At 57.0% G+C, this 13,203-nt stretch carries 14 protein-coding genes; 5 read left to right on the top strand and 9 right to left on the bottom strand.

Going from position 1 to position 13,203, the window contains the following annotated elements; translation table 11 throughout:
• Window positions 1-129 precede the first annotated feature (129 nt).
• Window positions 130-717, top strand: coding sequence for an exopolysaccharide biosynthesis protein (locus K5Q35_RS12225; RefSeq protein ID WP_220799761.1), 588 nt, complete (start codon window positions 130-132; stop codon window positions 715-717).
• 220 nt (window positions 718-937) lie between these two features.
• Here K5Q35_RS12225 and K5Q35_RS12220 read toward each other — a convergent pair whose 3' ends face one another.
• The 4 genes from K5Q35_RS12220 to K5Q35_RS12205 all read right to left on the bottom strand — a co-directional run bounded on the left by K5Q35_RS12220 (window position 938) and on the right by K5Q35_RS12205 (window position 3,305).
• Window positions 938-1,054, bottom strand: a complete 117-nt coding sequence (locus tag K5Q35_RS12220) for an entericidin A/B family lipoprotein (protein WP_220799760.1) — start codon at window positions 1,052-1,054, stop codon at window positions 938-940.
• A gap of 254 nt (window positions 1,055-1,308) precedes the next feature.
• Window positions 1,309-2,196 (bottom strand): mechanosensitive ion channel family protein, encoded by an 888-nt coding sequence (locus K5Q35_RS12215; protein ID WP_220799759.1) that lies wholly within the window; start codon window positions 2,194-2,196, stop codon window positions 1,309-1,311.
• Window positions 2,197-2,264: 68 nt separating this feature from the next.
• Window positions 2,265-2,438, bottom strand: a complete 174-nt coding sequence (locus K5Q35_RS12210) for a hypothetical protein (RefSeq protein WP_220799758.1) — start codon at window positions 2,436-2,438, stop codon at window positions 2,265-2,267.
• 138 nt (window positions 2,439-2,576) lie between these two features.
• Complete coding sequence (locus tag K5Q35_RS12205) at window positions 2,577-3,305, bottom strand: Crp/Fnr family transcriptional regulator (protein ID WP_220799757.1); 729 nt, start codon at window positions 3,303-3,305, stop codon at window positions 2,577-2,579.
• 173 nt (window positions 3,306-3,478) lie between these two features.
• Here K5Q35_RS12205 and gdhA point away from each other — a divergent pair, with 173 nt between their 5' ends.
• Window positions 3,479-4,825 carry an NADP-specific glutamate dehydrogenase gene (gene gdhA, locus K5Q35_RS12200; protein WP_220799756.1) on the top strand — a complete coding sequence of 449 codons (1,347 nt, stop codon included), beginning with the start codon at window positions 3,479-3,481 and terminating at the stop codon, window positions 4,823-4,825.
• Window positions 4,825-6,456, top strand: coding sequence for an acetolactate synthase large subunit (locus K5Q35_RS12195; protein WP_220799755.1), 1,632 nt, complete (start codon window positions 4,825-4,827; stop codon window positions 6,454-6,456). The genes gdhA and K5Q35_RS12195 overlap by 1 nt, the downstream gene beginning before the upstream one ends.
• Before the next feature lie 81 nt (window positions 6,457-6,537).
• Here K5Q35_RS12195 and K5Q35_RS12190 read toward each other — a convergent pair whose 3' ends face one another.
• Genes K5Q35_RS12190 through K5Q35_RS12180 form a run of 3 tightly spaced genes read right to left on the bottom strand, consistent with a single transcriptional unit; the run spans window position 6,538 to window position 8,998 of the window.
• Window positions 6,538-8,223, bottom strand: a complete 1,686-nt coding sequence (locus K5Q35_RS12190) for a sensor histidine kinase (protein WP_220799754.1) — start codon at window positions 8,221-8,223, stop codon at window positions 6,538-6,540.
• A gap of 56 nt (window positions 8,224-8,279) precedes the next feature.
• Window positions 8,280-8,828, bottom strand: coding sequence for an RNA polymerase sigma factor (locus tag K5Q35_RS12185; protein WP_220799753.1), 549 nt, complete (start codon window positions 8,826-8,828; stop codon window positions 8,280-8,282).
• A complete protein-coding gene (locus tag K5Q35_RS12180) occupies window positions 8,825-8,998 on the bottom strand; it encodes a NepR family anti-sigma factor (protein WP_158308130.1) in 174 nt (57 codons plus the stop codon). The genes K5Q35_RS12185 and K5Q35_RS12180 overlap by 4 nt, the downstream gene beginning before the upstream one ends.
• Window positions 8,999-9,097: 99 nt before the next feature.
• Between K5Q35_RS12180 and K5Q35_RS12175 the strand changes: the two genes are divergently transcribed.
• Complete coding sequence (locus K5Q35_RS12175) at window positions 9,098-9,910, top strand: response regulator (RefSeq protein WP_013960087.1); 813 nt, start codon at window positions 9,098-9,100, stop codon at window positions 9,908-9,910.
• Between the two features lie 48 nt (window positions 9,911-9,958).
• On the opposite strand, the gene K5Q35_RS12170 is transcribed toward K5Q35_RS12175, so the two are convergent.
• Both K5Q35_RS12170 and K5Q35_RS12165 read right to left on the bottom strand, forming a co-directional pair.
• Window positions 9,959-10,609, bottom strand: coding sequence for a TrkA family potassium uptake protein (locus tag K5Q35_RS12170; RefSeq protein ID WP_220799752.1), 651 nt, complete (start codon window positions 10,607-10,609; stop codon window positions 9,959-9,961).
• 2 nt (window positions 10,610-10,611) lie between these two features.
• Complete coding sequence (locus tag K5Q35_RS12165) at window positions 10,612-12,033, bottom strand: TrkH family potassium uptake protein (protein ID WP_259650531.1); 1,422 nt, start codon at window positions 12,031-12,033, stop codon at window positions 10,612-10,614.
• A 174-nt stretch (window positions 12,034-12,207) separates the two neighbouring features.
• Here K5Q35_RS12165 and K5Q35_RS12160 point away from each other — a divergent pair, with 174 nt between their 5' ends.
• Window positions 12,208-13,056 (top strand): formate/nitrite transporter family protein, encoded by an 849-nt coding sequence (locus tag K5Q35_RS12160; RefSeq protein WP_220799751.1) that lies wholly within the window; start codon window positions 12,208-12,210, stop codon window positions 13,054-13,056.
• Window positions 13,057-13,203 lie beyond the last annotated feature (147 nt).

Here is a 13,203-nt window from a genome sequence, read left to right as displayed (position 1 = left end):
CACTCCCAACAGATGGACTTTTGACAACCGAAGGATGGAACAGGCGCCGTAGCTTGCGCGTTGTCGAGAAAAGGGGTCTGGCCAGATCAGCCGGCTCAATTCTTGATTTTGTGGAAGACGCAGAGCGGTATGGTACAGAATTCTGAACGCAGCAGTTTGACGGAGACGGTTGAGACAATCGTAGAGGCAAGCCAGCAAGGGGATGAAACCACGGTTTCTGAAATCTCCGACGCTGTTGGGCGCACTTCTCACCTCACGGCCATCCTGTTTGCCGCCTCTCTTTCAGCTACTCCGCTCAGCGGCGTCCCTGGGTTGTCTACCGTTTGTGGCCTCATCATAGCCACTTGTGCGGCACAGGCCCTCTTGGGTCGTAAAAAAATCTGGCTGCCCGGTTTCTTGCGGCGCAAGAAAGTTCCCAATAAGCGACTGGGGGATGCGCTGGCGTGGTTGGGCAAAGGCGCCGCCTACCTTGATGGCGCGACGCAAACACGGTTCCGACCGCTGGTTCGTGGCGCTGCCCGAAAGATGCTTTTAAGCCTGTTTTTAGTTGGCGGTCTCATGATGCCCATACTTGAGTTTATCCCCTTTTCGGCCTCAATTGTTGCGGGGACAATCGCGTTTTTCAGCGCGGCCCTGCTGACGCGAGACGGGCTGTGGGTGGCATGGGGGATGGGCCTGATCGGACTTGCAGCGACGGGAGCCGTCTGGGCATTCTGACCTTTTAGCGGCTCTTGGAGCCGAATGCGCACGTATCCCGTGTTTTCTGCTCGGGCAAACCGTCATGCATTGGCCTGTGACCAAGCATCCCAAGGGTGGGCGTTGCGAGGATCAAAGGTTCCGGTGTCTGTCGCGAGTGTGCGGCAGTGGAGTTGTTTATTGTTGCGGGTGCAAAAAAGGCGGCCCTTGCAAGCCGCCTTTCAAACGCACCACACCGGCATTAGATCGCTTGGTCAAGCTCTTCGCCAGCGCTCTGGATGTCTTGGCCAACGCCCTTGGTGGTTTCGCAGGCTGCCAGCGCTGATACTGCGATAACGAGTGCTACAATTCTAAACATGATGTGTTCCTTCTAAGTGTTTGATACCCATAGAACGCTCGATCGTCAGGTTTTGTTCCGTTTGGCGCCGTTTTTTTTGTATTGCGTCAGACGGCGGATCTTTTTCCCGGCTGTCCGGCCGTGATCTATCGGGTGCTCGCGGCCCATCACAGTGTCGGAGCCGGGGTTTGCGCATTGGCTGCTGCGTTCAGTTCAGCAGCCAACAGGGCGGTGTAGCCATGCGCAGGCCGTATCTTGCTTTCCGTGTACTCAGGTTAAGCAGCCTTATCCTGTGCGCCTTGCTCGCGCACCGGGATCGGCTCATTGAACGTGAGCGTGCGATAGGGAAACGGGATTTCGATACCGGCGTCATCAAGCGCGCGTTTTACGGCTGCGACCACTTGGTCGCGCGACGTTCTGATGTCGAGCGGTTGCGAGCCTGTCCACCATGTCACCTCGAAATTGATCGAAGAGGCCGCAAACTCTTGTGCGAAAACCTGAACATCCTTGACGTCATTTCGAACCGAATCCACCTCGCGCACGGCGGCCTCAATCACAGAGCGGGCGTCGTCGACGTTTTCGCCGTACGCCACGCCGCAAATGATGGTGGTGCGCCGCAGGTCGCGGTTGGTACGCACAGTAACCGGGTTTTGAAAAAGAAGATGGTTGGGCACAACAACAAGCTGGCCATCGGTCTGGCGCACGTGCGTGTCGCGGATGGTGATCTCTTCGATCTGGCCTTCGATGTCGTCACATTCAACGTGGTCCCCGATCGCAAATGGTTCGCGCAACAGAATGAGAATGCCGGCGAGAAAGTTCTCGAAGGTGTCTTTGAAGGCGAAACCAATGGCGACAGACCCCAGTCCCAATGTGGTCAGAGCCTTACCGGGCGTTATGGAAGGAAAAACGATTGCAAGCGCGATGAGCGTTCCCATCAACCACAATCCGGTGCCCGCCAGCATGGACAGAACGTCCGTCAGGTTCTTGCGCATGCGCGTCTTGCTGCCCAGCTTGCGGATGAACGCGCGGGCGAGCGTGACCGCACCCCACGTCAAGAATATCAAGAACAAGGCGGCACCAAGTTTCGGCAAAGATCCGACCAAACCATCCCAATAGGTGATCAGACTTTCCTGCGCTGTGGTGAGCATTTCTTCCCAAGACATATTGTATCCTTTTGCTTCTGTGGGAACGCATGGCGGTCGGAATTGTTCCGCTCAACCAAGTAAGAGCGTCATTCAGCATCCTGGGTGAGGGCAACGGAATCGCAGATGTTGAGCAACCCAACAGACGGCATCGCCAGACCACAGGCGATCCCGATGGCTCCAGTGCCGTAGATGGCGGCCCCGCTGAGACCTTGGATCACGCGGGTGGGATCGCTGTTGAGATCCGGCGATGCGCGCGCCACTTGGTTTGTCTTTCCACCTCGCGATCGATACCGACGATCAGACGAAACGCAAAGCAGCACTGAGGCGTGGCATAATTCCCGTTTGCCCGACCCCGAACTTGCGGGTTCTCATGCGTTGGGCGGGCTCTCGCCGGAAGCTCAGATAACGGGACGCACCCGCATCTGTTCCAACTCCATCCCAGCGACATCGGCAAGTTGCTCAACGTCGTGGATCACCAGCTTGCCCTCGGACCAACTGGCCAATTGCCGCTCTCGCAGACGCGCGAGCGTCTTGTTGGTGTGCACGAGTGAAAGACCCAATGCATCTGCCAGATCTTGCTGTTTAAAGGGCAGCGGCATCGTGTCATTTTGCACCATGTTGAGCGCGTCGCCCTTGCGGAACAGCTGCACAAGTGCCCATGCCACACCTGCAATCGCGGAGCGTTGGCCGACAGTCGTCAGTGCTTCGCCAAGAAAATGCTCCTGGGAGGCGGCAAGCCATGTGACATCGAACGCCCGCTCAGTCGAATTGCGAAAAAAGTCATAGAAGTCTTTGCGGTCGAAAACGCACAACGTCATATGTGTTGATGCCTCGACCGAATGGCCCATTTCTCCGATTAAACCCGCCTGCAATCCAATAAAATCGCCGGGGAAAATGAAGTTTACAACTTGGCGACGGCCATTGGACAGCACTTTGTAGCGCAGGCCCATGCCCCGCAGTGCTGTGTAAATTTGAGGCGCGTTAGAACCCTCAGCCAAGATCGGCGTACCCGGATCAACTGCCAGCTCGCCGGATTTGAACCGCTGCGTTTTCTCCGTTTCTTCACGCGTCGTCTTTTGGAAAATCTCATGCCGCCTTAAAGGACATGCCTTGCAGTCAGTAACCATGTGTTCTCCGTTCATTTCAGTCAGTGCAAAACGCGTCACACAGGAATTTGTTCCACCCAATCTCGCTATGGCCCGTGCCGGGGGTCAGGTGTACCGACGCCAAATTTCCGAAGCAGGTCCGGAACATATACAGCGCGTCAGTTGTTGGGGGGTTGAGCAACTTTTGAGGAAGTATGACAGATCGCCATCAATTAACCAAAGAATTCATCGGCCAGATCACCGCCCGAAACCCGAATGAGCCTGAATTCCTCCAAGCCGTTTCAGATGTGACGCAGGACGTTATTACCATTGAGAAAAACAATTCTGACTGGGCTGCTGCGAAGGTGATGGAGAGGTTGACAGAACCCGACCGTGTGATCTCGTTTCGGATCACGTGGATGGATGACGCGGGCATGGTGCGAATAAATCGGGGTTGGCGGGTACAGACATCCAACGTCATCGGCCCTTACAAAGGCGGTCTGCGGTTTCATCCGTCGGTGACCCCGTCCATTCTGAAGTTCCTCGGCTTTGAACAGGTGTTCAAGAATGCACTGACCGGCCTACCGTTGGGCGGTGCCAAAGGGGGCTCAGATTTTGATCCGGCGGGCCGCAGCGATGCTGAGATCATGCGATTTTGTCAGGCGTTCATGGCGGAACTCGCCCGCTACATCGGGCCGGACATTGACATACCGGCAGGTGATATCAACGTAGGCACGCGAGAAATCGGCTGGCTGTTCGGCGCGTATAAAAAGATCAGTGGTGCCTTTCACGGCGCGCTGACCGGAAAGGCGCAGTCCTTCGGCGGCAGCGCAATGCGCACCGAGGCGACAGGCTATGGTCTGATCTATTTCGTGCAGGCGATGTTGTCTCAGGCGAACCGGAGCTTGGAGGGCACGCGCATAGCAATTTCCGGCAAAGGGAACGTGGCATCACATGCCGCCGAAAAGGCTATCTGTGAGGGCGCGCATGTGGTTTCCCTGTCCGACACAGCCGGCACACTGCTGGCTCTTGATGGCATGTCGCTGGATGCAGTCGCTTGGGTTCAAGCGCGCAAGGCAGCGGGCGAGGACATTGCGCAGCCACCGCAACATCTGGGTCTTGAGTTTTTTGAGGGCGCATTGCCCTGGAGCACAACGGACTACGACATCGCATTGCCCTGCGCCACGCAGAACGAGGTGGACGAGGCGGCCGCCAAGGATATCTGCAACGCAGGCGCATGTCTGCTGGCGGAGGGGGCAAACATGCCACTGGAATCCCGAGCGCTGGCGCAGATCCGCAAAGCAGGCTTGATCTACGCTCCCGGCAAGGCGAGCAACGCGGGCGGGGTTGCCATCTCCGGTCTGGAGATGAGCCAGAACGCACATCGGCGCTTTAGCACAGCCGAGGAAGTGGACGCATCGCTTAAGTCGCTGATGCGGGGCATTCATGACCGCATTCTTGCTGAGGAAGACGGCAGCACGATCACTGATTATGCACGCAGCGCCAATGTCGCCGCCTACCGTCGGGTCGCGGATGCGGTATCTGCCATGGGGGCCATGTGATGAACGTTGCAGAATTGTTGGTTGCAGGGTTGGAAGAGGCCGGTGTCACCACCGCCTATGGCGTTCCGGGCGAAGAAAACACCCATTTGATGCAGGCGCTGGAAACGTCGTCCATCGATGTGGTTCTGACCCGGCATGAACAGGCCGCAGCATATATGGCGAGCGTGCATGCCCGGCTTACGGGGCATCCTGCGCTGTGTTTCGCGACACTTGGACCGGGGGCCACGAACCTGATGACAGGAGTGGCCGATGCGCATTTAGACCATGCGCCCATGATTGTCGTGACAGGCCAAGGGGAGCGGGCGCGACTCAACAAGACAAGCTCGCACCAGTTAATTGATCTGGAACGTTTGTTCGAGCCAGTCACAAAGTTCAGCCGCACCCTGATGTGCGCAGAAGAGGTCAACGGCCTGCTCGCCGAGGCGATCCGCATTGCGCAGGAGCCAAACCCCGGCGCAGTGCATCTGTCCCTGCCGGAAGACTTGGCGCAAGCGAACACGACGATGAAACCGGTACCGGCCCCGCATCCTGCAACTGCTACGGCAGCCCCCAAGGCGATGGCGTCAGCACTTGATCTGTTGAAAAAGTCGCAGCGTCCGCTGATCATTGCGGGTGACGGTGTCGTCCGCGCCCGCGCCGCGCGCGACATGGCACAGTTTGCAACTCAGGCGAATATACCGCTTGCGACCACATTCATGGCCAAGGGCATATTGCCAGCAGATCACCCGCTGCATCTGCATTGTATCGGGCAACCTTTTGACGATCACATTGATGATGTAATCGACACACGCGATCTCATCATTGCTGTTGGTTTTGATCCTATCGAGGTGCCGCCCGCCGCTTTGACCTCTGGCGGAGACGTGCCGGTTTTGCATATCGCTGCATTACCAGCGACGTTGGAGCATGACTGGACCATCGCCTGCGATGTAGCCGGCGACATCGGCCAAAGCCTGCGCGGGTTGAGCGCAGCTATGAAGGGACACGTCTGGCCAGAGGATCCGGGCGTTGCCGAGTGTGTCAAACAGATCGCCGAGGCGCGTGGCCGCCCACGTGGCGGGCATGACAACGGGCTGCACCCTGCCGATGTGTTGCGCATTGTCGAACGCACGCTGGCCCGCGATACTTTGGTGTTGTCGGGTGTCGGCACCCATAAAATGGAAGTTGCCCGATATCTGGCGGCCAGCACCACGCGGCAGATCATCATCCCCAACGGTCTGGCGGGGATGGGTATCGCCCTGCCCGGCGCAATTGCGGCAGCCCGTCTGGGCCGTCACGGCCATGTGCTGGCCATTTGCGGGGATGGCGAGTTCATGATGAATGTGCAGGATATGGAAACTGCGGCGCGGCTGGGTCTGTCTTTCACTGTCCTCCTGTGGGAGGACGGCGGCTACGGCCTGATCAAAGCCAAGCAAGAAGCGGACACAGGCGATCACACCCCGCTGTCCTTTGGCAATCCGGACTGGCAGGCGCTGGCGCAGTCGTTCGGGTGGAAACACGTCCGGGTCGAAAACCTTGACGCGCTCGGGACCGCATTGGAGGACTATCGCTCGGGTTTGACGCTGATCACCTTGCCGATCGACTATCGGGATGCTTTGCAGCGCGACGAGACACCAGAGGTGCAGGTTGCGTGACGTTTCCCTTTGCCCGTTTCAAGCACCCGAGCCGCGTATCTGACACGCGGCTCGGTCGTATTTTGACCGGGTAATAGGGGGTTATTCAGCAGCCTGCGCCATGTCCTCATCTTCGGGCTCAAACTGTGAAACCCCGAAGACCAGCTGCAGCGTAAACGTGCCGTCGGCATCCGAAGTGGTCAGCTCTCCCTCGAGTTGGCTGGCGAAGGCACGCAGCAATCGGGAGCCAAGGCCGGTTCCCTCGACGTCATCAATGGCGGCATCAGTTGTATTTGCCACGATCAGTGTCACATGGGTGTCACCATCGCTGGCTCCAATTGCCCCATTCTTCAAACTGACGGTGATACGCGGTGTATCGCTGCCAACGTATTTAAGAGCATTTGTGACCGCTTCGGACACAAACATCGACAGGGGCATTGCCTGATCGGGGTACAGCGCAACCGGCGAAAGATCGACATCGACCTCCACACTTGAATCACGCGGCAGGCCTATTGCGACACCTTGGTTGACGATTTCACGCACGATCTCGGCGGCATCAACGCGGTCCATGGACTGCGCCTGATAAATCGACCTGTGTACTGATGCCAACGCCATAATGCGGTCTTGCAGGCGGCGAACGACGAGCTTTGTTTCGTCACTGCGGGCACCCCGCAGGATCATGTTGATGATCGAATTGATGAGCTGAAGATTGTTTTTAACCCGGTGGTGCACTTCTTTGAGCAGCACGTTCTTTTCGTGAACCGCGTTTTCCAATTGGGCTTCGTCACGAAGGATCATTCCGGACATCTCGCGAAACTCAGCCTCAAGTTCATAAAGCTCGCCGCGTGCAGTGATATCTCCAATCGGTAGAAAGCGGTCGTCTCGGAAATCTCGCAGTTGCCCTCTAAGCCGCTGAATGCCGCGGATTACCAAGAGCTGCATGATGAGAAAGATCACCAAGAGGCTCGCACTCCACATCAATACCGCCAGAATAATCGTGCGCCAATAGGGGGCGTCTGATTGCAACAGACTGGTATCTATGTCCCAGGTGCCCAACGCATAAGCGTTGCCGTCCACCAGCGGTACGACAGCATAGACGCGCTCCTCCCCCAAGGTGGATTGCGCGGTAAAGGTGTAGGGATCGTTGCTTATCAAATCCGTCAATAATACGCCGTCCGGCAGCAGGCTGCGGGCGCGTTTCAGGATGCGTTCACTGGTGAGTATCTCGCCGTTCTCGTTAAACGTGACAAGACCGAGCGGGCGTTCGCCATCGAGGTTGTCTGCTGTCGGCTCAAACCCGACGTGGGGTATGTGCAGGCGCAAATGCCCGGCATAGGTGCCATTCTGAAAAACAGGTGTGGCCACCACCAGCACGGAGTCTTCCGGCATCTCTGGATTGCGTTTGACGTAAAGGCCCGGACGTTCGCTGTCCATAAGCATGACCAGACTGTCATTGTCGGACACCGCCGTGCGCAGGACGGACCCGCAGCCAGTGTAGCCATCAGCGCCGACAAAACCCACAAAGCTGTAAAAAGCACTGCCGCGTTCGAAGTTGCGCATCGTCTGGGCACAAAGCTGCGGCTGATCTGACAAGGATTGCGCCGTATTGCCCAAGGCCGCTGCGGTGCCGATTGCACGCTCAATGATCTGGCGCTCGCGTGCGGCGGCCTTTTCGGTCACGACCAGTAGAACGCGACTGGCCGCCTCGCGTTCGCCTTTCATGATCCGATCCGTTTGCCACAACGCAATCAGCCCCAGCGGAAGCAAAGCAACCGTCACGAGTATCATTGCGCGCGGTGCCAGACCGAAACGCGCAAACCTGTCTTGGAATATCACAAATTACCTCACGCAGCAGCGCCATTGGTTGCAATGACTGCAAGCGTGGAAGCGTCCGTCAATTCCATGGATTCATCGTCGTGCAACTGCATGAGCGCTGAAAGGTTCGCGCGTCCACGGTTCAACCGGCTTTTGATCGTTCCGATGGCGACGCCACACATGTCCGCTGCTTCTTCATAGGAAAAGCCCGATGCGCCGACCAACAGCAGCACTTCACGCTGCTCATCTGGCAATTGGGAAAATGCAGCGCGGAAATCGGTCATCTGCAGACGGCCGTCATGGGCCGGTTTCTCGGCGAGCTTTTCAACCATTACACCTTCGGGGTCCGCGACCTCGCGTTTGGCCCGGCGTCGGTTGGAATAATATGTGTTGCGCAGGATCGTGAAGAGCCACGCGCGCATGTTGGTGCCGGGCTGAAACTTGTCGATGTTCGTCCATGCCTTTTCAACGGTGTCCTGCACCATGTCATCAGCCAAAGCAGGATTGCGCGTCAGGCTCAGCGCGAAGGCACGCAGCGTCTTGATATGCTCGACGATTTCTTCTCTCGGGTCTGTCATGCTCGTTTCCCACGCGTCTCTTGTGTATTCGCAGCGTCTTTGGCGCGCAGTTGTTCAATCAGGTTGGTGAAACGATCAGGAAGCTCGCGGTCCACTTCTTGCTGAAATATCTGTTTCAGGTTTTCGTCGATTAAATCTGACGACTTGCCTGTCTGTTCTTCCTTGGCCATTTTACAGACGTCCTTTCAAAAAAATTTGTTGTGCACGGGAACCAAACGCACAACTGATGCGTTTGGTTCCAGAAGAATTCAAAAAAATCGGAGATTTTGATGCCATACGAAGCAAATGCGACCAATCTTGCAGAAGAAGTAGGCAAGCAGTTGCCGTACTTGCGCCGGTATGCGCGGGCTTTGACAGGCAGTCAGGAAAGTGGCGATACCTATGCCGCCGCTACGCTGGAGGCGCTGCTTACCGATGCCAGTGTGTACGACAGCACGTTGCACCCCAAGCTTGCATTGTTCAAGGTATTTCATGTCATCTGGCATTCAAGCGGTGCCCCGTCCGGTGAAAGCGACACGCAGCTGTCTGCCGCAGCACACGCACATCTGGCAAAGTTGACCGCCAATAGCCGCGAGGCATTGCTGATGTCGGTAATTGAAGGGTTTTCATCCGCCGAGATCGCGCAGATCACGTCATTGTCCAAAGGCGAAGTGGGCGAATTGCTGAACGCAGCTTACAAAGAGATGGAAGCCTCGGTCACCGGCAAGGTCATGATCATCGAAGATGAAGCGCTCATCGCAATGGATCTGGAAAGCATGGTCAGTGACATGGGCCATGAGGTCACAGGGATCGCCAGAACACGCAAAGCTGCCGTAACGCTGGCAGGGCAGAAAACGCCCGATCTGATCCTCGCGGACATTCATCTGGCCGACAATTCATCCGGAATCGACGCCGTCAAAGACATCCTGAGCGATTTGGGCGACCGACCGGTCATTTTCATCACCGCCTACCCTGAGCGGCTTCTGACTGGCGATCGCTACGAGCCTGCGTTCATGATCGCCAAACCCTATACGGAAGAACAGGTAAAAGTCGCCGTGAGCCAGGCGATGTTCTTTTCGTCTACCGAGACTTTAAAAGTCTGACTGTTCGAGATACCGGCCCGCCCTCTGTCGGGCCGGTTTTTTTAAGGCTCAGGTTGCAGCGAAAAGCGCCTTTAGCTCGCGGACTTTCTCTGACCGCACGGCAAAGAGAATTTCTTCGCCCTCGGACAGGGTAACATCGGCGTCGGCAAATTTCTCATGGTCATCTTTCAACAGAGCAACCGGCCGGCAGTCATCGGGCAGGTCAAGGTCGCTCAGCGCACAGCCTTCTTGTTTGACCATCACCGTCACCCGCAAGAGGCGCAGATCACCTGTGAGATTGGTGTCACGGGCAAGCTCGGTCTCTTCTTCGAGCGCGCGGCACAGGCTGCGCGCAACGGTGACATGCGGAGTGATTGTGTCTTTCAAATCAAGTTCGACGCAAACCTCCAACAGTTCCGCTTCGATGATTTGAGGGATCACCCTGGCGAAACCCACGGACCGCGCAGTGAGCGCTGTCAGGATATTGCCATCCGAAGCATTGGTCAGCGCAATCAGAACGTCTTCCTCGCTGGCGAAAGCCTCGCGCAGAATTTTGGGAGAAGACCCATCGCCATGAATCATGCCGCAATCGAGCCGTTGTGACAGATCCTCGAGTTTCTGGCGGTTCTTATCAATCAGTACAACTTCGTGACCTTTGTCGATCAGCTGCTCTGCGGTGGCGACTCCGAATTTGGAACCGCCGACAATAACGGTGCGCATGGCTATCTCCTTTGCGGTGGGGTGACCCATGTGTTGGGCAATATCAGTAAAATGACAGCGACAAATTCCAACCGCCCGAGCAACATCGCAAGGACAGTGGCCGCTTTGAGCGGCGCGGGAATATCGGGCGCGATGACACCTGTGGACAGGCCCACCGTCGAGAAGGCGGAAACGATGTCAAAAAGCGCAGGGAGCGGCGCATAGCCATAGGCCAGAAAGGCAACCCACAACACCATCACGGATGTTACATAAAATAGCAGGAACGAAATCAGTGCAATCAACTGACGGTCCTTGACCACCTGTCCATGCTCACGAAGCGGCGCGATGGCGTTGTCCGGCAGGCGCGGTGCACGGGTCGCATGTTTGGCAGCACGCATGAGCGTGGACAGGCGGGCCAGTTTGACGCCCCCGGCAGTCGAACCCAAATCGCCACCGATCATCATCACGACAATAAAGAACACCAACAGAGCAGGCGCTGCAGGCATGTCACCTACGGAAAAACCCGCTGTGCTGATGGCGCTCAGCAGGTTCCACATGAGAACCGCATAGCCATCTTGGCCCAGAGAATACATGAGAACCACCAGAATGGTGACAGCGCCAACGCACCAAAGGCCCAAGCGCTGCAGAGACCCTATATTCCATGCATCACGCACAGCGCCTCGAAAAGCCAGCGCGATTGCCAGCAACGACACAGCCCCCGCCAGGGATGCCAGAATAACCAACGTTTGGGTCAGACCCGAGTATCCCGCAACTGAATCCGCCCGGTAGGCAAAGCCACCCGTTGAGACCGCAGAAAAGGTGAGCAACATACCCTCTGGCACGGAACCGACGCTCGCGGAGATGGCAAGGCCAAAGACCACTGTCAGGCCAGCGTATGCGCCCAAAAGCTGGCGCGCGCGGCTGCGGGTCGAGGCAATTCTGTCACCTTCATCCAAGCTCACCTTGCCGAGCTTGCGCGCCGTGGCTCCCGGGCCAATCAGCATCGCCAGCACCGCTGTAGCCATCGCCAATCCGCCACACCACTGCATCCAACTGCGCAGGAAAAACGCGGCAAAGGGCCAGTCGTTTGTGCTTCCCGCCATCGACAGACCCGTTGTCGTCAGGGCGCTCATCGCCTCGAACAGGGCATCAAGTGGCGACATGCCGAGCACCGTGAATGCAGGTACGGACATCAGAGGGGTCACGACAAAGAGAAGCGCCAACACCACAACGGCTTCGACCTGCCGCAGATCTTTGGGCAGTGGCAGGCGGATCACCGTTGCCCAAAGCACTGCACCTGCAAGCGCAGGTATCAAAAGTGACAGTGCAAAGGACCACGCGCCCTCGGCTACCGCCCAGACAAAAGGCGGTACGAAAACAAGCGGAAGCAAAACCCCATGTTTGGCAAGGGCCAGCGCCACTCGTTGCAAGCGCGCGGGTTGCATCAATATCTCTGTACCAGATTTCTGGAGCGCGGGCACTTTCATGCGGGACGAGGGCGGCAAGATTTAAACGTGTTTGTCGACATGCAGCCACAACCGCCAAGCAACCTGTTTTGTTCCGCCGTGGAACAATTCACATCGCCAATGCGTATGTCTTTTGACAAACGGAGACACTGAATGACCAAGTCTAATGAAATATCGCACGACCTGACACGCGAACGCGAAGAAAGCGAAGCGGTTGCGGAAGCCGTGGGCCTTTCCCCGCGTCTTGTGTTTGAGACAATTCGCAGAAATGGCGAAGAAGAGCTGGAACGCCCCACGCGCGCCCTGTGGTTTTCGGGAGTCGCGGCCGGTATTCTGATTTCTTTCTCAGTACTGGGAGAGTCGGTCTTACGTGCCTATCTGCCAGACGCACCATGGCGCTATATCGTCGAGAACGCAGGCTACAGCCTTGGCTTTTTGTTGGTCATTCTGGGGCGCATGCAGCTTTTTACCGAAAACACGATCACGACGGTCATTCCAGTGACGCTGAACCCGACCGGTCGCGCATTCGGTCGCATGTTTCGACTTTGGGCAACGGTTCTGGCTGCCAACGTCATCGGCGCGTTTCTGATCGCAGGCTTCTTTGCCTATGGTAATGTGCTTGCAGATGATGTCGCCGCAGCAATGATGGACCTGAGCCGCCATGCCACAGGTATGCCACCGTTTGAGGGTATGATGCGGGGTATTCCGGCCGGTATTCTGATTGCCGCACTGGTCTGGATGTTGCCGTCGTCCCAAGGCAGCGAAGTCGCGGTAATCGTGCTTTTCACGTGGCTGATTGCGCTGGGTGATTTCACGCACATCGTCGCAGGCTCGGTCGAGATGGCATTCCTGATGGTGCAGGGTGAGCTGGGGTTGGGAGAAGCGCTGTTCGGGTTCTTCGTTCCCGTGTTGATTGGTAATGTGCTTGGCGGCACGGTGATTTTCACCATGTTGACTTGGGCACAGGTACAGCCCGAGGTGGTCGAAGACCTCAAGAAGTAAAACCGCCGGGATGAATTGAGAAATGAAAGCCGTGGCGCGTAACGCGCGGCGACTTTCACCACCGCAGATTCTTCCACACGCGATCATGCAGACAGCTCACTTTTGATTATGAGCGGCATAAAAGCCTGACGCGACCACAAAACGGAA

This window comes from Roseobacter sp. OBYS 0001 (assembly GCF_019654895.1).
Lineage (GTDB): Bacteria > Pseudomonadota > Alphaproteobacteria > Rhodobacterales > Rhodobacteraceae > Roseobacter > Roseobacter litoralis.
Note: the sequence above shows the minus strand (reverse complement) of the source record. Positions and strands in the feature narration are given on the sequence as shown.